The organism is Polyangium sp. y55x31 (assembly GCF_029946505.1).
Classification (GTDB): Bacteria; Myxococcota_A; Polyangia; order Polyangiales; family Polyangiaceae; genus Polyangium.
This window is the reverse complement of the sequence record NZ_JARZHG010000008.1, coordinates 334,871-352,957: the sequence shown is the minus strand read 5'-3', so window position 1 is coordinate 352,957 and position 18,087 is coordinate 334,871. Positions and strand designations below refer to the sequence as shown.

Annotated in this window: 13 protein-coding genes and 1 pseudogene; 4 read left to right on the top strand and 10 right to left on the bottom strand. The window is 68.6% G+C overall.

Translation table 11 applies throughout. The features are described from left to right. Positions 1 to 228: pseudogene (locus tag QHF84_RS17995) on the bottom strand (hypothetical protein); the annotation flags it as partial. Between the two features lie 193 nt (positions 229 to 421). Between QHF84_RS17995 and QHF84_RS17990 the strand changes: the two are divergent. The 3 genes from QHF84_RS17990 to QHF84_RS17980 are packed head-to-tail and all read left to right on the top strand — an operon-like array spanning position 422 to position 3,655. After that, complete coding sequence (locus QHF84_RS17990) at positions 422 to 1,813, top strand: hypothetical protein (RefSeq protein WP_281314547.1); 1,392 nt, start codon at positions 422 to 424, stop codon at positions 1,811 to 1,813. 36 nt (positions 1,814 to 1,849) lie between these two features. Beyond that, entirely contained in the window at positions 1,850 to 2,818 is a 969-nt protein-coding gene (locus QHF84_RS17985) for a hypothetical protein (protein ID WP_281314546.1), read from the top strand. 9 nt (positions 2,819 to 2,827) lie between these two features. Continuing rightward, a complete protein-coding gene (locus QHF84_RS17980; protein WP_281314545.1) occupies positions 2,828 to 3,655 on the top strand; it encodes a hypothetical protein in 828 nt (275 codons plus the stop codon). A gap of 345 nt (positions 3,656 to 4,000) precedes the next feature. Here QHF84_RS17980 and QHF84_RS17975 read toward each other — a convergent pair whose 3' ends face one another. Both QHF84_RS17975 and QHF84_RS17970 read right to left on the bottom strand, forming a co-directional pair. Beyond that, on the bottom strand, positions 4,001 to 5,284 hold the full coding sequence (locus tag QHF84_RS17975) for a thiolase family protein (RefSeq protein ID WP_281314544.1): 1,284 nt from the start codon (positions 5,282 to 5,284) through the stop codon (positions 4,001 to 4,003). 14 nt (positions 5,285 to 5,298) lie between these two features. Next, positions 5,299 to 7,263 carry a 3-hydroxyacyl-CoA dehydrogenase/enoyl-CoA hydratase family protein gene (locus QHF84_RS17970; protein WP_281314543.1) on the bottom strand — a complete coding sequence of 655 codons (1,965 nt, stop codon included), beginning with the start codon at positions 7,261 to 7,263 and terminating at the stop codon, positions 5,299 to 5,301. A 282-nt stretch (positions 7,264 to 7,545) separates the two neighbouring features. Here QHF84_RS17970 and QHF84_RS17965 point away from each other — a divergent pair, with 282 nt between their 5' ends. Further along, entirely contained in the window at positions 7,546 to 8,262 is a 717-nt protein-coding gene (locus QHF84_RS17965) for a YsnF/AvaK domain-containing protein (protein WP_281314542.1), read from the top strand. Positions 8,263 to 8,274: 12 nt separating this feature from the next. Here the strand turns inward: QHF84_RS17965 and QHF84_RS17960 are convergent, their stop codons facing one another. The 7 genes from QHF84_RS17960 to QHF84_RS17930 form a co-directional block, all read right to left on the bottom strand. Then, entirely contained in the window at positions 8,275 to 10,248 is a 1,974-nt protein-coding gene (locus QHF84_RS17960) for a sulfatase (RefSeq protein WP_281314541.1), read from the bottom strand. Positions 10,249 to 10,250: 2 nt separating this feature from the next. Continuing rightward, complete coding sequence (locus QHF84_RS17955; RefSeq protein ID WP_281314540.1) at positions 10,251 to 10,823, bottom strand: hypothetical protein; 573 nt, start codon at positions 10,821 to 10,823, stop codon at positions 10,251 to 10,253. A gap of 144 nt (positions 10,824 to 10,967) precedes the next feature. Then, positions 10,968 to 12,908 carry a sigma 54-interacting transcriptional regulator gene (locus tag QHF84_RS17950; RefSeq protein WP_281314539.1) on the bottom strand — a complete coding sequence of 647 codons (1,941 nt, stop codon included), beginning with the start codon at positions 12,906 to 12,908 and terminating at the stop codon, positions 10,968 to 10,970. Positions 12,909 to 13,122: 214 nt separating this feature from the next. Further along, a complete protein-coding gene (locus tag QHF84_RS17945; protein ID WP_281314538.1) occupies positions 13,123 to 14,898 on the bottom strand; it encodes a hypothetical protein in 1,776 nt (591 codons plus the stop codon). Positions 14,899 to 15,142: 244 nt separating this feature from the next. After that, positions 15,143 to 15,985 carry an SDR family NAD(P)-dependent oxidoreductase gene (locus QHF84_RS17940; RefSeq protein WP_281314537.1) on the bottom strand — a complete coding sequence of 281 codons (843 nt, stop codon included), beginning with the start codon at positions 15,983 to 15,985 and terminating at the stop codon, positions 15,143 to 15,145. An 80-nt stretch (positions 15,986 to 16,065) separates the two neighbouring features. Next, positions 16,066 to 17,214, bottom strand: a complete 1,149-nt coding sequence (locus QHF84_RS17935) for an FAD-binding oxidoreductase (RefSeq protein WP_281314536.1) — start codon at positions 17,212 to 17,214, stop codon at positions 16,066 to 16,068. Between the two features lie 12 nt (positions 17,215 to 17,226). After that, a complete protein-coding gene (locus QHF84_RS17930) occupies positions 17,227 to 18,051 on the bottom strand; it encodes a 3'(2'),5'-bisphosphate nucleotidase CysQ (protein ID WP_281314535.1) in 825 nt (274 codons plus the stop codon). Between the last annotated feature and the right edge of the window lie 36 nt (positions 18,052 to 18,087).

Below are 18,087 nucleotides of genomic sequence, written 5' to 3'. Positions count from 1 at the left end.
GCCTGCGCCCGCGCCGCCTGCGCCCGCGCCGCCGCTGCCCGCGCCGCCGACGCCCGCGCCGCCCATGCCGCCCGCGCCGCTGCTCGCAGTGCCATTTTCCGCGCCCGTCGAACCGCCGTTCCCTTCGTCTGCTCCTTCGCCACCGCCGATGACGCCGGTGCAGGCGCCGAGCGCGAGAAACGAAACGAGCGCGAGGGAAGCCGTGACGAAAGCCGAGCGACTTTGCATGGCGCCGATTCTACGTCGGACGCGGCGCGCGTCTCCACCGAGAAAAAGGACGATTGCGTGCCCCGCAGGCGGTATCGGTTTGCCGCCGGCACATTTTTCCGGCGTGGGAGCGCTCTCCCGGGAGCACGCGTCGGCAAGCCGCGTGCATGGCGGCGAGACCTGTCTCATGCGAGCGCGGCTCCCAACTCCGACCGTGCACCGGCTGATCAGCTCCCCGCTCGGGGCCCTGCTCGATACGCCCACGTACGAACGATTCAAGCTCGAACGTATGCCGTTCGAGCTGCGCCTGCTACGCCTCGGCGCCATGGCCTCGGCCCTCGGCTCGTCCGACGCGGACGAATTGATCGCGCGCCTCGGCGTGAAAAGCGAAGTGTCGACGAAGATGCGGCATCGCCTCGCCCGCGGGCTCACGCACTTCGCGCGGACACGCGTGGCGCGCGACGACATCACGCGCCGCTGGGAGCGCGCATTCTGGGGCGAGCCGTGGCCGCCGCCCGATCGTGAAGAGCTCATCCGGCTGGAAATGGAGCGGCGCGTGCGCACGCGGCGTTGCCTCGTCCCCCAGCGGACGCTCGGGTTTTTCGCGGCCGAGGTCCCTTTTGATCCGATCGCATTCCACGTCCCCTCGCCCGGCGAGGTCGCGGCGCGGTGGGCGCGGGAGATCGCACGTCCGGAGCTGCTTTATGGGTTGCCCGCGGAGCTGCCCCCGATCGAGCGCTCCCGCGCGCTCCCGGGGCCCGTCGGCCCGGAATACCTCATTCGATTTCGTTCGCCCTCGCGTTTGGGCGACGTCGTCCATGCGCGGGTCTTCGAGCCCGAGCGGCGCGAGGAGGTCGCGGCGACGTTCATTTACGCCGGCGGCCTCTTCACGACCTGCGACGACGTCGTGTATTGGCCCGAGGAGGAAGCGATGGGGCGAGGGCTCGCCAGGCGCGGGCACCGCGTGATCCTGCTCGCGCCGCCGGGGCACGGGAGGCGCGCGCCCGCTGGAAAGGCGAGCGGCGAGGCGATTCTCTCGGCGGGGCCGGAGGGGCTTTTTCGTCTCTGCGCGGCCGGCGCGCAAGAGATGGCGGTGCTCATTGCGTGGGCGCGTGAGCTCGGTTCGTCCGTGGTGGGCATCGGGGGCACGAGCATCGGGGCGCTCGTGGCGCAAGCGGTCTGCGGGCGCGCGCGGAGTTTTCCGCGGGGGATGCGTCCGGACGCGGTCTTCCTCGCCGGCGCGGCCCATAGGCTCGACGAGGTGATCCTCGACACGCCGCTCGCCGAGCGAATGGGTCTGTCGCGGGCGATCCTGGACGCAGGCTGGACCCGCGAGGCCCTCGCTTGCTTGCGAGATGTCTTCGATCCCCCGAGCGAACCCGGCATTCCACCGGAGCGCATTCACGCCGTGCTCGGGCTTTCGGACCCGTTTCTCCCGGCCACGCTCGGGCGCGAGCTCTTGCGAGCGTGGCACGTTCCCGAGGGGAACATAACATTGCGGCCCGGGGGCCAGGTCGGTTTGCTCCTCCACCTGGTTCGGGATTCGGATGCGCGCCTCACCATCGCAGGCGCACTTCGCCGCGCGGCGCGGGCCGTTCGCGCGTGACGTCGGGCCGCGAAGGTGTATCCTCCGCGCCCGCTCATGTCGAACTGGTCGACCTTCACCCTGCCCTTCGAAGGCCTGGAGCTGCCGCGATTCCTCCTCACGCTGGAGCAGTCGCTCGCCGCGTTCCCCGGCGCCCGCGTCACGTTCGTCGAGCTCGACGCCGCCGACGATCCCGACGAACCCCTCTGCGGCATCGAGATCACGCTGCCGCGCGCACTCGTCGAGCACCACCGCGCGCCCGAAGATCCCGAATTGCCGGAAGACGAGGACACTCCCAGCGCCGAGATCACACTCTCCGCAGAAGGCGAAGAGACGACGCTCGCCGTGGATCTCGAGCGAAACGCCTACGTGATGCCCGTGCTCGTCAAGATCGTCGAGGATGTCCTCCGTCGGCTCGAGGTGATCGACGAGGACGAAAGCGAGGACGACGAAGACGCGGAAGACGAGGACGAGGAATTCGACGAGGACGAGGAGCTCGAAGAGGAAGAGGAAGAGGAAGAGGAAGAGGAAGAAGAGGAAGACGAGCTCGACGAGGACGAGGACGAAGCCGACGAGGACGAGGCCGACGAAGAGGAAACCGAGGACGAGGTCGGAGAAGCCTTCGAAGCGCTCCGCGTCGTCGCCGCGCGTACGTTCGGGGCCTTGGAGGGGGACGAGACATCGTTTTCGCTCACGGTCACCTGGGAGGAGCCGCCGCGCAAGAAGGGCGTCCGCGTGCGCGCCTTCGAGCCCGCATTCGCCGTGGGCGAGGGCGCAGGCGCGTCGTGGGTCGCGCTCGAATGCGAGGTTTGTCCGCTCTCCGCGCTTTCACCAGCCGAGGCGGTCGGAATCAACACGGCGACCGATTTCCAGCTCTCACTCGACGGCGAGACCTACCTCCTCACGACGAGTTATCCCGTGCGCGCGCTCGACGCGTCGCTCTTTCTGGAGATCACGCTCGCGCTCGCCGAGCAGGCGGACATCCTCGGTCTGGCCATCGAAGAAGGCAAGCTCGCCCGTTCCTGAGAGAAAACCATGCCCCGTCCGTTTTGCTTCACGCTGCCCTACGCTCGGTTCTCCCCAGCCCACGCACTCGCGAGCCTGGAGGAGGCCATGGCCGTTTTCCCGGACGCGCGCATCGCGCGAGCCATCGTCGACATGGAGCAGGAGAGCCCGCAAGGGCTCGACGTCGATATCGAGCTCGGCCCCTCGCTCCTGCCCGAATCCGCCGGCGAAGCGACCCTGACGGGTACGCTGTCAGTGCGATTCGACGGCCAGACAGTGTCACTCGTGATCGACCCGCGCGATTCGAGCGCAGTGTTGCCCGCGATCTTCGCAATCGCGGAGACGATGCTCGCAAGCGTGCGGGATCTCGCAGCCGTCGCCGCAGGCCAGGATACCGAGGAAGAGGAAGACGCCGAAGTGGACGTCGATCCATGGAGCAAGCCAGCGTCGTTCGACGACCTCGCGCGGTGCGCACGGCACATGTTTTCACTGGACGGGCGCGGCGAGACGGCATTTGGCGTGACGATCGCCTGGCAAAAGCCGGTAGGCCGGACACAAGGCCTGCTCGCCCACGCGCACACGCCACGCTTCGAGGAGGAGAACGGGGGCGAAGCGACGTGGGTGACGCTGGAGAGCCCCGTTTGTCCGAAGAATCGTCTGACGCCGGAGGAGGCGCTGCGCCGGAGCCGCTCACTCGACGTGGGCGCGCTCTGCGAGCGAGCCGAGCATTACACGATCGTGGCGCGGTACCCGCTGCGCGTGCTGGATCGAGCGCGGTTCGTGGCAATCGCAATGGCCATCGCCGAGCAGGCAGATCGGCTGGAAGCGATGCTGACGGGCGGGAAAGACGAGCTGTAGGGGGGGTTCGGCTGGGGAGCGTGGAGCCGGGGCGCTGCCCCGGACCCCGGCAGGGGCTGTCCGCCCCTGCACCCGGACCAGCGCCAGCGCTGGACTCGGGACGATGAACTGCGCTCCGCGCAGTTCATCGCACAGGCCGAGTCAAGACCGCGAGCGACCCTGCCAACCAAGACAGCAGCGCTGACATCTCAATCGGCAACGCGATTCCACCGGCCGGTTGGAAGAACTGCGCGGAGCGCAGTTCTTCCATAAAAGGTCCAGCGCTGGCGCTGGTCCGGGTCCAGGGGCGGATAGCCCCTGGTCGGGCCCGGGGTGAAGCCCCGGCGAGGCGGCGGCCTGCTGCGTTCAGCCCATCGACTCGAGCACGAGCGCGATGCCCTGCCCGCCGCCGATGCACATCGTGACGATGCCGTAACGCTTCTTCGTTCGGCGCAGCGCGTATGCGCACGTGAGCGTCAGGATTGCGCCGGTGGCGCCGAGGGGGTGGCCGAGTGCGATTGCGTTGCCCATCGGGTTTACGCGCTCCGGGTCGATGCCCATTTTTTCGAAATCGCGGACGCAGGCGAGTGCTTGGGGCGCGAAGGCCTCGTTGATCTCGACGATGTCGACGTCCTTGCCTGCGATGCCGGCCTTTGCGAGTGCCTTCTTTACGGCGGGGACGGGGCCCCAGCCCATGATTTGCGGGTCGCAGGCTGCGACGCCCATGCCTGCGATGCGCGCGAGTGGGCGTGCGTCGTGGCGCTCGGCGTCCGATTCTTTGCCGATGATCATGGATGCTGCGCCGTCGACGACTGCGCTCGCGTTGCCGGCCGTGATGATGCCGCCCGGCTCGAATGCTGCCGGGAGACGCGCCATCTTCGCCGGGCTCGGGTCTTCGAGGATGTGCGTGTCGTATTTGAGGACCGTGGGCTCGCTGCCGTCGTCTGCGGGGAGCGTGACGGGCTCGATTTCTTCGTCGAAATGGCCTGCGTCGCGCGCTGCCTTTGCGTTCTTGTGGGAGCGGTAGGCGAAGGCGTCGGCCTCCTCGCGCTGGATGCCATAACGACGACCGAGCTCCTCGGCTGTGTTCGCCATGGCCATCTTCGCGCTCGGGTCGTAGAGGCTCATGAGGAGCATGTCCTGCAGGTGCGTGCCTGCGGGCAGGGCCTTCGCCTCGATGGGGCCGTATTTTTGCGTCGCTGCGCCGACCTTCTTGCCGCGGTAGTCGTAGAGGCAGAAGGGGTATTGCATGCTCTCGGCGCCGCCGACCACCGTGAACGGACGCTCTTCGTCGTTGCGCAGGCCTGCGAGGAGGATCTCCGCGCCGACGCAGATCGCCTCGGCGCCGCTGCCGCAGATGCGCGCCACGGTGAGGGCTGGGACGTCTTTGCCGAGGCCGCCTCGCCAGCGCATGCCTTGCGCGCCGTAAATCGAGTCTCGGTGGCTGTGCTGGGCCATGCCCATCACGACGTGGCCGATGAGGCTGGGGTCGATCTTCGTGTGCCCGAGCGTCGCCTTGATGGCCATGCCGCCGAGCTGGGTCGTGGAGAAACGCGAGAAGAGGCCCGGGGCCTTGTTGTCCACGAGGATGTCGGCGCGCGGGGTGCGACGCCCGCCGTCGAGGATGACGATGCTGGTCTCCTTGCTCATCGAACGCTCCGATCTCATTCGTGGAGGAACGCCGCCGGTACACGCGGGCCGTTCTGGATGAAGTTCTTCATGCCGATGTCGAGGTCGACCGTCTCCTTGCATTGTCCGAAGCCCTTCGCTTCGAGCGCGAGGCCCTCGGCCAGCGGCAATGTATTGCCTCGGCGGACGACGGAGACCAGGATCGCGTCGATGGCACGCGAGTGATGGCCGAGGTCCGTGGCGGGGAGTTTGTCCGGGACCGCGATCGGGGCCGGATCGACGGGCGCGAGCTTGATTTCACCGGCGAGGTGCTTCTTCACGAGGGCCTTGGCCTCGCCGAGGAAATCTTTCGCGGGCGCGACCGTCGCCCAGCCCCAGGCGTGGGCTTCCTTCGCGGAGGCCGAGCGGCCCGTGCGGAGGAGGTCTACCGCGCGCTCGAAGCCGATGAGCCGCGGCAATCGTTGCGTGCCGCCATAACCGGGGATGATGCCGAGGTTCACCTCGGGCTGGCCGAGCACGAGCTCCGGGCCGACGACGCGGCCGTGGCAAGCCATCGAGATCTCGGCGCCGCCGCCGAGGACGGGGCCGTTCAAGGCCGCGACGACGGGCTTCTTCATCGAGGCGATGGTGTCGAGCACCGCGTGGCCGAAATGGCAGATGCCCTCGCAATCGGCCGGCGTCTTCAGCGAGGCGAGCTCGCCGATGTCGGCGCCCGCGAGCGCGCCGTCCTGGCTCGTGAAAATCACGCCCTTGACCGCGTCGTCGCCGGAAAGCTCCTTCATCGACGCCTGGATCTCGGTGAGCGTCTCGCGGTTCAACGCATTGCGCACCTCGGGCCTGCGCACCGCGACGATCGCGAGGTCGCCGTCCCGCGTGACCACGACGTTCTTGCGGAATTGCGGCAGGTTTTTCTCGGCAATGCTCTTCGGGACGTGGAATCCGGGGTGCTCGGCCGCGTACGCGGCGCACACGGCGTGCACGCGGTCGATGCCGTACTCCTCGGCGAGCGAGAGCAGGCCCTTGCGGAAGCCGAGCGACATGCGCGTGAGCCAGTCGAGGTCCGACGGGGCGCAGATCTTCTCGTCGGCGACGAAATAGGTGCGGGCGAAGAGCACGGCGAGGATCCGATCGAGGACCTTCTTGCCGAGCGCCTCGTCGTACCGGCCGTCGCCGCGGTTCTTCGGGTCGTGCCAGGGGCGATTGCCCACTTCGCGCAGAATGGCCGGCGGCTCGAACCAGGGGCTGCCCGTGGGCGCGTCGCGCATGAGCTCCTGGCAATGGACCGTGAGCAGGTTGCCCCGGGTCAAGTCCATCACGTTGAGCGGGCCGCCGCCGCCGATCGCGTCGTTCACGATCGCGTCGACCTGCGCCGGCGTGGCCACGCCCTCGGCCACGATGCGCGCGGCCTCGGAGACGTAATTGCAGAAAATGTCGTCGGCCGCGAAACACGCGACGTCGGCCGTGATGATGGGGACCTTGCCGAGCTTCTCCAGCGTGCGGATCATGCGCTCGCCGAGCGCGTCGTCGCCCGAGAGGACGACCTCGACCGGGAGAGCGCGCCACGCGGGATAAAACGGGTGGTTCACGAAGCAGCGCTCGGGGTGCTTCGCGTCCTTCGCGATCTCGGCGCGCGGGATGCCGCTCGTGGCGAAGCCGATCAGGCAGTCGGGCCGGACCGTGGCTTCGAGCGCGGCGATGATCTTGCGCTTGATGGGCAAGTCCTCGGTGGCGGCCTCGAGCACGTAATCACACGCGGCGAGGTCCGAGAGGGAGAGGGTGGGGACGAGGGCCTCTTTCACGGCGCGCGCGGCGCTCTCGGAGAGCTTTCCGCGGGCGAGGGCCTTCGTCACGTAGGTCGCGATGCGAGCCATGCCCGCGTCGAGCGCCTCTTGCTTGATGTCGTGCAAATAGACGCGGCCACCTTCCCTGGCGATGGCAGATACGAAGCCGTACGCCAGATCCGGGCCGATCGATCCCGAGCCGATCACGCCAACGATCATGTGTGAGACCACCTCCGGCGCGTCGGGGCGGCCCGCGGCCGGGTGCCTCCGAAGCAGGGCGGGCCCTTATCACCGGAGGGCCGCGGCGCCAAGGGCCGCGAGCGCGGCGCCCGTGCCCGCACGCGCGCTCGCCTCGCCGACGTGAGCGCCCCCGCCGCCATGCGTGCTCATCCATGTCGAATGCGGCACGTGCATTGCAATTTCCAACGGGAACGGTCGCCGCGGACCGCGGTCTTCGCGCGCGATCGAGCGGTCGCAACCTTTTGCGGAGGAGCGCGCATCATGGCGAACCCGTTCGTCGATCAGGTCCGGGAAGGCATGGAGGTCCGCACCGTGGACGGGCACAAGCTCGGCAAGGTGGTGGCGGTCCACGAGGACAAATTCGTGGTGGAGAAGGGGTTCTTTTTCCCGAAAGATTACACGATTTCCTGCGACGCCATCGAGGACGTGCGCGAAGGGTCGCTCGTGCTCTCGAAGCGCAGGGAGGAGCTCGGCATCGAGGGCGGTCTGCTGGAGTCGCTCGGCCATGGGCACCAGGAGCCGCTGCAGGCCGCGCTGCGGCTGGAAGAAGCCGAGCGGCAAGCGCAGGAGGCGGCCCGTTTGTCCCTGCACGAGGAGAGGGTCGAGGCGACCACGCACACCGAGCAGGTGGGCGAGGTGCGCATTCACAAGGACGTGGTGACGGAGGAGCGGCAGATCACGGTGCCCGTGACGCGGGAGGTCGTGACGGTCGAGCGCGTGCCCGCCGCTGCGCGAGGCGCGCGCAGCGAGGCCGCCGAGGGGAAGTTATTCCAGGAAGAATCGATCGTCGTGCCGATCCGCGAGGAGGTGGTCGACATCCAGAAGCGGCCCGTGGTGACGGAGGAAATCGTCGTCAAGCGGGCGATCGAGTCGACGGAGGCGCCGGTGAGCACGACGATCCGGCGCGAGGTGGCCGAGGTCGTTTCGGAAGGGGAGCTCGACGCGACGGAGGTACCACTGCGCAAGACGGGTACGTGAGATCGGGCGGCGTCATTGGCGCCGGCGGAGCGATCCGGCGAGGCCCTCGGCGAGGCGCGCCACCTCCGGGCGGCGCTCGTCCGCGAGATTGAAGAGGCCCTCCGGATCGGCTTCGAGATCGACGAGCACGCTCCGCCGCGCGCGGACGTCGAACGAATAAAACCACGGGTAGTGGACGATGCCCACTTCCATCGGGATCGCCGTCTCGGCATATCCCACGTTCTCGAAAAGGATCTCGGGCGGCGTGCCGCCGGGAGGAACCTGCAACATGGTGCCGCGGAGATCCGTGCTGGCGACGCCCGCGGCGGCGAGGATCGTGGGGGCCACGTCGAGGTGGCCGACGGGGGACGTTTCGACCCGCGGTTCGACCCCGGGGAGACGCGCGACGAACGGAATGGCGATGTGGAGAGGATGCGCGAGGCCGTGGTGGACGAGGCCACGCTCGCCGAGCCCTTCGCCGTGGTCCGCGAGGACGAGGAGCGTGGTCGAATTCCAGCGCGGAGAGGCGCGCAGAGCGGAGACGAGGCGGCCGATCTCGGTATCGACGAGGCGGACGGCCTCGTCGTATCCGGCGGGGATCGGCCGCGGGAGCAGCGCGTGATCGTGCGGCTCCATGAAATGGATCCAGGCAAAGAGGGGCGCGCGGCGGTCGGGGCGTGAGGCAATACGGGTGAACGTGTCGACGAGGTCCGGGGCGCGGAGCGGGGCGCGGCCATTCTCCTCGTACACGCGGGAAAAACCGAGCGCGAGGGAAGGGTAATACGAGACGAGGCGGCCGCCGACGAGGGCGACGGTCTCGTAGCCGACGGCGTCGAGGCGGCGCGCAATCGTGTTCGTATCGGGGGAGAGCGGCGCGGCGACGCTGCTGCGGACGGCCAGGTGGACGAGGTCGCGCTCGGGTTTGCCCGTCATGATCTGCGTGACGGCGCCGATCGTGGCCGGGGCGGAGGCGTAGGCGTGGCGGTAGACGACGCTTTCGGCCGCGAGCGCGGCGAGCGCGGGCATGTGGGTATCGATGACGCCGGCCGGGTCATACAGGCGATCGGCGCGGAGGGTATCGATCGTGACGAGGACGATATCGTCACGCATCGCGGGGGAATTCGTGTTCGTCGCGGGCTCCACGGCCTCCGCCTTCGCGGGCGCGGGGGTCATGGCGAGCGTGACCGCGTGCGCGAGGTCGTCGGCGAAAGGCTCGGGCCGAAGGCTCGGCAGCTCGCGCAGGAGGGCCGAGGGCAAGGTGCGGCCCATGCGGAGCAGGTGATAGCCGCGCGCCGATGTGCCCGAGATGGATATCGCCGCGACCCAGGCGAGCGCGCCGATCGAGGAAGCGGCCTGCACGCGGCGCGGAATGCGTCGGAGGAGCGAGAGGCAGGCGAGGCCGGCGGACGCGAACGAGGCGACGACGAGCGCGACGTACGATTGCTGCGCGTGCGGTGAACGCAAAAAAGCGAGGATCGCGGCGAGCTCAGCCAGGGCACAGAGCGCGGGGAGGGCCCAGCGCCGGGGCGCGAGGAAGGCGAGGGCGAAGGCCACGCCGCGCCGCGCGAGGCCAAACGCGAGGGTGAAGGCCAGAACGGCGGCGAGGACGCCCGCCGCGACGAACGCGTGCCGCTTGAGCGTGGCCGGCAGCGTGGTGGCGTGGTTCGTCAGGGCTATGATCGTGAGGGACAAACCACCGACGAGGAGGAGCGCGGTGAGCCGATCGACGCGGCGCCTCTGCGCTTCGGGGGAATCGGGATCGAGCTCTCGGGGCGCGAGTTTTTGCTGGACGACGGCCGCGAGGGCGAACGCGGCGCCCCCGACGAGGCCCGCGCCGAGATACACGGCGCCCGCAGCGGCGATCGCGCCGGCGATCTCGCGGAATGGCGCAGGCGGCGTGCGGGAGCGGAGGACGAGCAGAACCGCGTCGGCGAGCGTGGCGCCGAGCCCTCCCGCGGCCCCCGCGGAGAGCGCTGCGAGGAGCGTCCGCAAGGGAGGCTGGGGCAAATTCAGCCCTCGCCGTGCCCGCCCGAGGGCGAACGGGGGGTGATCGGGATGCGCACCGTGGCCGGCGTCGACGGACGCGCGCTGACCGGGCCCCGCAAGCTCGGCGGCGTGCCCGCGCTCTGCGGGACCCCGACGCTGATCGGCTGCGCGCTGATCGGGGCGCCCTGCTCCGCGCGACGCTCGAGGACCTCGCGCAGGCGCGCCCGCTCGGGCAGCGTCACGATTTCGCCGAGAAAGTTCTCGGCCTCGCGCACCTCGCGGAACGCGCGGCGCTGCGGGTGGAAGGCGTCGCGGAGGATTCGCTGGATCTGGAGCGAGAGCGTGGGGCTCGCGCTGAGGACGAGGGCGGCGCGGAGAAGGCGCGGCTCGTTCCGCATCGTCGCGACGTACGCCTCGACCATGTCGGGCGGGAAGACGTTCGCGTCGCTCATATCGACGAAGACGATGTAGTTGCCCACGACCGACTGGAGCATCGCGTCGTGGTCACGCCGCCAGCCAATGGCTTCGCCCTCACCGACCGGCGACCAGAACCGGACCTCGATCAGCCTGCCGACGTGGCTCTCGATGCTGTACATCGTCCGGAGGAAGTGTAACCGAGTTGCGCTTTCCCCTCAAGGCTGGCGTGCGCGTGACGGGCCCCGACGAACGGGGCGGCGGGAGGCTCGGCCCCGGACGGATCCACGCGCGACAAACGGGGGTTGTCCGGGCAATACGCTGGATCAGATGCCGTATTGGCGGAGCTTCTTGTGCAGGCCCTCGCGCGTGATGCCGAGGGTCTTGGCGGCGTTCGTCTTGTTGTTGTTGTGCTCGCGGAGGGCCTCGATGAGGAGATATTTCTCGACGACGTCCATCATGTCCTTGAGCGTGCCGCGCGCGACGCCGGCGCGGTTGACGAGGCCCTCGACCTGGCGGATTCGCGGGGAGAGGAGGTCGGGCGTGGCGAACGCGCCGGGATCGAGCTGGATCACGATGCGCTGGACCTCGTTCTGGAGCTCGCGCACGTTGCCCGGCCAGTCGTAGGCGACCATGAGCTCCATCGCCTGCTGGCTGAAGCCGCCCACGTGCTTGCCGAGCTCCTCGGCGTAACGCTGGAGGAAATGCGAGGCGAGGAGCGGGATGTCCTCGCGACGCTCACGGAGCGGCGGCAGGCGGAGCGGGAACTGGCTCAGGCGATAGTAGAGATCCTCGCGGAAGCGGCCCTTCTTGACCTCTTCTTCGAGGTTTCTGTTCGTCGCGGTCACGATTCGCACGTTGACGTGCTTCGGGCTCGTGGCGCCGACGGGGCGGATCTCACCCTCCTGCAAGGCGCGCAGGAGCTTCGATTGCAAGGAGAGCGGCGTCTCGGTGATCTCGTCGAGGAAGAGGGTGCCGCCGTCGGCGATCTCGAAGAGGCCCTTCTTGTCCTCGGTCGCGCCCGTGAACGAGCCCTTCTTGTGGCCGAAGAGCTCGCTCTCGAGGAGCGTCTCGGCGAGCGCCGCGCAGTTCTGCGCGACGAAGAGTTTGTCGCGGCGGTTCGAGCCGTAATGAATGCGCGCCGCCATGACCTCCTTGCCCGTGCCGGTCTCGCCTTCGAGCAGGACGGTGACGCGCGTGTTCACGACCTTCTGGATCTGCACGAGGACACGCTGCATCGGCTCGCTCTGGCCGATGATGACGACGTCCTTGCCGCCGCGGCGCTTCTCCTCGCGGCCCTTGAGGAAGGTGTTTTCCTTCTGCAGGCGCTCCTCGGCCGAGACGAGGCGCTTGATGAGGCGCGCGTTGGCGACGGCGAGCGAGGCGTTGTACGCGAGCACGCCGAGGAGCTCGACGTCGTGCGCGTGGAGCATGCCGGGCGCGCTGCGGTTGTCGATCTGGAGGACGCCGATGATGTCCTCGCCGCGGAAGAGAGGGACGCCGATGGTGCTGCGGATGGAGGCGCCCATGATGGACTCGGTGCGGCCGACGTCGGTGGGCGCGTCGGCGGCGAGGACAGCGGCGCGCTCCTTGACGACCTTGCGGTAGACGCTGCGCGCGACGGGCACGGGGCCACGCGGCGGTCCGGCCGCGCCGTTCGCGAGGCGCACGCGGGTCATGACGGGCACGTAGGCAGCGGCGCCGGGATCACGACCGTCTTCGTCGTCGCGCAGGATGACGGTGGCGTGCGTCGCGCTCGGGACGAGGAAGAGCGAGGCGTCGGCGACCTCGATGAGGACCTGATCGAGATCACTGCCCGCGCCGATGCGCTTCTGCGCGGCGTAGAGCTTCGAGAGCAGGCCCGGATCACGCTCGATCGCCGCGGCGGCGGGCACGATCTCTTCGATCGGCTTGAGCTGCACGACGCGGGCTTTGTCGCCGTCGTCGGAGAGCGTGATGCGCAGCGCGGCCACGTTGTCGCCGGAGCCGAGCTCGACGACGTCGCCGGACTCGAGGTCGACGGGTCCGGTCTCGGGCGTCACGCGCCTGCGTTCTTCGCGACGCACGAGGGTCGTGCCGTTCGTCGAGCGCAGGTCGTGCAAGGCGGCGCGATCGGCGCCGACGACGATGCGCGCGTGCTCCCCGGAGACGTGCTGGTCTTCGAGCACGACGTCGTTCGACGGAGCGCGACCGATGCGCACGACCTCCTCGCCGACCTCGAACGTTCGACCCGCAGCGATCCCCTGCGTTACCTCCAGCACGAGCATAAAGCGGCGGGATACTACGCTTGGTTGCACCGCGCCGAGAAAACAAAACCCCCGGACGCCTGAAGAACAAAACCCCTCGAAAAACAAAGCCCCACGGGCTTCGAAAACAAAACCCCCTCTCACACGGAAGGAGAGGGGGCGGGGGTTTGGGGGCGTAGCTCGGCTCGTCCGAGCGCAGCCCCCATCGTTGACTGCGGGGTGTGGGAGTTCCGGTTTACTGGCCGCGCGCGTTCAAGCGGTAGATGACCGTCTTGAAGGGGTTGACCGCGGCGATCTTGTTGCTGTCCTTCGTCGCCTCGGCCTCGTCGACCATCTTCTGGAGCTGGCCCGCGATCGTCGCGTCGCCCTTCGCGGAGCGGCGGTCGATCACCTGCACCGAGATGAACTTCGTGGCCGCGTTCGTGATCTTCGGCAGGAGCTCGACGAGCTTCGGCCGCGCGGCGTCGCCGCCGAGCACGCCGACCATGTACGCGCTCTTCATGCCGATGAACTGCTTGTCACCGACGTGCGAGTTCGGATCCGCGAGCTTGCCGTAGTAGCAGTCGAGCTTGTCGCCGCACTCCTTCAGCAGGTCCGTGGCCGTCTTGTATTCCTTCTCGTAGCCCTTGCCGAGCGTGGAAGGCTTGCCATCGGGGCCGTTGATCTTGGAGTTGAAGAGCTTGTCGACCTCGGGGATCTGGTCAGCCTTCATGAGCTTCATCGCCGTGAGCAGCGTCGCGGCGCGCATCGGCTCGAGGTCGGCGTCTTCGCCCTTCGCGTCGAGCGCGTTCTTGACCATCCAGGGCACGAGGCTCGAGTCGAAGAGGTAGCCCATCGTCTCGAGGAGCTGATCACGCGCGCCGACGCCGGGCGGGATCGTCATCGTGATCGAGGTCTTCTCGTAGACGCCCTGCACCGCCTTGAGCGCCGGCTCCGAGGTCGGCAGCTTGAGCAGCTCGCGGGCGATGACGACCTTGCCCGTGTCGTCGGCCTTGCCGATCGCGTCGATCATCGGCTGCACGGCCTCCTCGCGGCCGATGCTGCCGAGGATGAGCGCGGCGGGCGCGACGTACGCCGTGTCGGCCTGCTTCGCCGCGGCCTCGGGCACCTTGCCGTCCTCGCCCTTCTGCGAGAGGAGGAACTCCTCCTTCGCGTACTTCACGAGATCCGCGTCGGCGCCCTGGAGGAGCTTCACCGTCGGATCGATCGAGGGCTTGCCGATCTTGATGAGCGCGTAGATCGCCGTGGCCTGCGCGTCCGCCTTCGTCGGCGACAGGACGATCTTGACGAGCGGCTGCACCGCCTTCGCGCTCTTCAACTGGCCGAGGATCTCGGCGCAGGTGATCTGCCAGTAGAACTGGTCCTTGAGGACGTTGATGTCCTTGCGGTCGGCGATCGGGACCTCGATCTTCTTGATGCAGTCGCCTTCCCACGAGGGCTCGGCGAGCTCGAGCAGCGCGTCGTGCACGTCGCGCGTGATGAGCGAGGCCTTCGGCTTCGAGTGGCGCAGCTTCGAGAACGCCTCGAAGAGCGGGCCCGCTGCGTCCTTCGCCTTCATCGGGCCGACGCCGCGCGCCGCGGCGCGCACGTCTTCTTCCGTGGTGTCGGGCTTGTAGTCCTTGAGCGTCTTGATGAGGCAGGGCGCGCCGCGGGCGTCACGCGCGTCCGAGAGGAACTTGACGACCTTCGACTGCGTCTTCTCGTCGAGATCGCCGGTCGCGCAGATCTGCGACATCGGCTCGACGATCTTGTCGAGCAGCGGCTTGACGTTCGGACCGTTCCTGTCCTTGTTGTCCTTCGTCATCGCGTCTTCGAAGAACTGGACGAGGCGACTCACGGCAGGCACGCGCGTGCCCGGATCCGACAGCTTCTTGACGTGCGTCAGGGGGTCGTTCTCGTCCCCCCCACAGCCAACGACGGCGCTCGTGGCGACGGTCACCCCCGAGGCGACGACGGCCCCCAAAAGGAGCGAGCGAAGGGTGGGGTAAATTCGGCGTGCAGTGCGGAACATGTCTTCCTCCGGCGTTCCCTCAGAAGCGGCCTCGGCACGGCGGGCGTGCGCTGGATGGGTCCCAGATGCCCCCCGCATCACGACGACCACGGTGCCACTAGCGAGCGGAAACGAATGACAGCGCGATGCCGAAGACCAGCGAGCCGCGTTCCCCCCGAAGGCCAAGTCCCCCGGATGACTGCAGAAAGCGACCCAGCTTGCCTGCGATCTCGGGTCCGCACGCTATTCGTGGTCGCTCGACGTGTCAACGAACCCGCGAAAGCGCGAGCGCTCGGCGGAGCCCCAGCGCGAACAAACGGTCAGGCATCACACCACGAAGGGCCGTCGTCGCGAACCCATCCCGGCCCACGATCGTCCGGAACGCCGGGGAAGGCTCTCCGACGAGGCGCCGGATGGTGCGACCCACCTCGTCCGGCGGGGGCGCGCGCCGGGCGCCGCTGAGGGCGAGATCCTCGATCCTGCGGATGAGCGCGCCGTAGGGGCCCTCGTCGGCGACGTGCGCGCCGCGCTTCAAGTTCTCGAAGAAGATCGGCGTGCGGAAGGTGCCCGGCGCGACGACGAGGACGTCGATGCCGAAGGGCTCGACCTCCCAGCGCAGCCCCTCGCTGAAGCCCTCCACGGCGTGCTTCGTGGCCGCGTAGATCGAGAGGCACGGCATGGCCACGCGGCCCGATGTGCTCGACACGTTGATGATGCGGCCGCGACCGGCGCCGCGCATCGAGGGGAGGATCGCGCGCGTGGTCGCCATGAGCCCGAGCACGTTCGTCTCGAGCTGCAGGCGCACGTCGTCTTCGGATTGCTCCTCGAAGGGCCCGCCGATCACGATGCCCGCGTTGTTGACGAGCGCGAAGAAGGGTCCGTACTTCAGGACGAGCTCGCGGATCTTGTCGCCCGCGTTCGTCGAGGTCACGTCGAGCTGCTCGATGTAGACCGCGACGCCGCGCGCCTTCGCGGCCCTCTCCAGCTCCCCGCGCCGGCCGAGATCGCGCATCGTCGCCACGACCCTGTGCCCCGCCGCTGCGCACTCGATGGCCGCAGACAAACCGATGCCGCTCGACGTTCCCGTGATCAGGACAAGCTCACCCACGCCACCATCGTAGCGGACCAAGCGGGGATGTGGGGGGCAGAGGAAGGACTGCACCGCAATCCGACCGGAGCCCCCCACCGTCAGCCGATGATCATCGATTCGGAGAGAAGCTTGCCCTCGGCGAACCTGCGCAGGTTCCAGCGGTCGAAGAGCGGCAGCTTCGTGCCCTCGGCGATGTGCTGCGCGAGGAGCTTGCCCATCACGGGTGCCATCATGAAGCCGTGGCCCATGAAGCCCGAGGCCTGGTAGAAGTTTTCGATCGCATCGACCTCACCCACGATGGGGTTCGCGTCGGGCGTGAGATCGTAACAGCCCGCCCACTGGCGCAGGACCTTGACGCGGCCGAGGAGCGGCACCGCACGCGTGAGGGCGCGCGCGTAGAGCGCGAGGAAGCGGTGCGACGAGCCCATGTCGAGGCCCTCGGGGACGTCCTCGTTGGAGATGCCTCCGACGATCTCGCCGCGCATCGACTGCGAGAAGTAGAGGCCGTTCGAGAGGTCCGCGACGAGCGGCTTGAGCCAGGGCTTGAGCGGCTCGGTCGAGCAGATCTCGTGGCGGTGCGGGCGGTTCGGGAGCTTCACGTCGAGCATCGAAGCGACGATCGGGCTCCACGCGCCGCAGGCGTTGACGACACGGTTCGTCCGGATCGTTCCCTTGTTCGTCACGACGCCCTCGATGCGCGAGCCGCGCGTCTCGAAGCCCGTGACCTCGGTGAAGGTCTCGATCTCGACGCCGAGCTTCTGCGCGCACTCGGCGTAGCCCCAGACGAACGGCCACGGGAAGACGACGGCGTCGTCGGGGTTGTAGCTCGCGAGCAGGACGCCCTCGATGTCGAGCTCGGGCACGATGCGCTTCGCTTCTTTCGGTTCGAGCAGGCGCGTCGCGAGGCCACACTCGTTCTGCACGCGCACGCTCTTTTCGAGGTTCTTCTGGGCGCGCTCGTTGCGAACGAGGAAGAGGTAGCCTCCCTGGCGGAACCAGACGTTGATCTTCATCTCAGCCGCGAAGTCGCGGCACATGCGGATGCTCTCCTGCATGAGCCGGATGTTCTCTTCGCTGCCGAACTGGGCCCGCACGCCGCCGCCGTTGCGGCCGCTCGCGCCGCCGCAGAGGTAGCTCTTCTCGACGACGACCGTGTCCGTGATGCCGTGGTTCTTCGCGAGGTGGAAGGCGACGGACAGGCCCATGATCCCGCCCCCCACGATCACCACGCTGGCTCGGTCGCGCATGGTACGCGGAGCTTAGCTCAAAGCCGAGATGGCTTCGATCACGGTGTCGTAGAGCGCCGCGTTCGTCGCGACGAGGCCGTTCTCGAGCTTGAGCCCGCCGTAGGCGTAGTCGATCGGCGCGCCGTCGAGATCCGAGAAGCGGCCGCCCGCGGCGACGAGGATCGCCTCGGGGCCGCACGTGTCCCAGAGCTTCGCGCCCGTGCCGCCGTGTACGTAAAGATCGGCTTCTCCGGTGCTGACACGCGCGACCTTCACCCCGACCGATCCACACGGGACGATCCGCCTCACGCCGAGACGCTGCGCGAGCGGCTCGACCAGGCGCGGGCGATGCGAGCGTGAGACCATCATCGTCGCCATCGAAGGATCGTGCTGAGCCGAGACGCGAAGCGGGCGGCGCACGCCGTCCGGTCCTTCGACGAACGCCACGGAGGACGCGCCGACGCGGCCGCAGAGCGCCTCGCCCGACTCGGGCATGACGACGACGCCGAGGGTCGCGCGGCCGCCGACGGCGAGGCCGATCATCACGGCGAACTCGGGGTTCCGATCGGCGAACTCTCGCGTGCCGTCGAGGGGATCGACGAAGAAGACGCGGTCGTTCTGGACCATCCTCCGCGCCTCGGCCGCGGTCTCCGGCGGGGTCTCCTCGGCGATGATCGGGACGCCGGGGAATGTTTCGGCGAGGCGCGCGCAGATGAGCGTGTTCGCCTCACGATCGGCGCGCGTGACCGGATCGTTCGGGCCCTTCATCTCCACGGCGAAGGTCGTGCGGTAGACCGCGCGGACGATCTCCGCCGCCTCGCGGGCGATGGCCAGAACGGCTTCCAGCTCGGTGTCCATGCTGGCGCTCTCCATGGTGCTCTTGCGCAGGCTCCG

Bases quoted from the DNA above. Each gene is read 5' to 3' on its own strand.
- QHF84_RS17950 (WP_281314539.1), bottom strand. From the start codon at position 12,908: ATGCTCGTGCTGGAGGTAACGCAGGGGATCGCTGCGGGTCGAACGTTC.
- QHF84_RS17970 (WP_281314543.1), bottom strand. From the start codon at position 7,263: ATGATCGTTGGCGTGATCGGCTCGGGATCGATCGGCCCGGATCTGGCG.
- QHF84_RS17935 (WP_281314536.1), bottom strand. From the start codon at position 17,214: ATGCGCGACCGAGCCAGCGTGGTGATCGTGGGGGGCGGGATCATGGGC.
- QHF84_RS17975 (WP_281314544.1), bottom strand. From the start codon at position 5,284: ATGAGCAAGGAGACCAGCATCGTCATCCTCGACGGCGGGCGTCGCACC.
- QHF84_RS17955 (WP_281314540.1), bottom strand. From the start codon at position 10,823: ATGTACAGCATCGAGAGCCACGTCGGCAGGCTGATCGAGGTCCGGTTC.
- QHF84_RS17945 (WP_281314538.1), bottom strand. From the start codon at position 14,898: ATGTTCCGCACTGCACGCCGAATTTACCCCACCCTTCGCTCGCTCCTT.
- QHF84_RS17965 (WP_281314542.1), top strand. From the start codon at position 7,546: ATGGCGAACCCGTTCGTCGATCAGGTCCGGGAAGGCATGGAGGTCCGC.
- QHF84_RS17985 (WP_281314546.1), top strand. From the start codon at position 1,850: ATGTCGAACTGGTCGACCTTCACCCTGCCCTTCGAAGGCCTGGAGCTG.
- QHF84_RS17980 (WP_281314545.1), top strand. From the start codon at position 2,828: ATGCCCCGTCCGTTTTGCTTCACGCTGCCCTACGCTCGGTTCTCCCCA.
- QHF84_RS17930 (WP_281314535.1), bottom strand. From the start codon at position 18,051: ATGGACACCGAGCTGGAAGCCGTTCTGGCCATCGCCCGCGAGGCGGCG.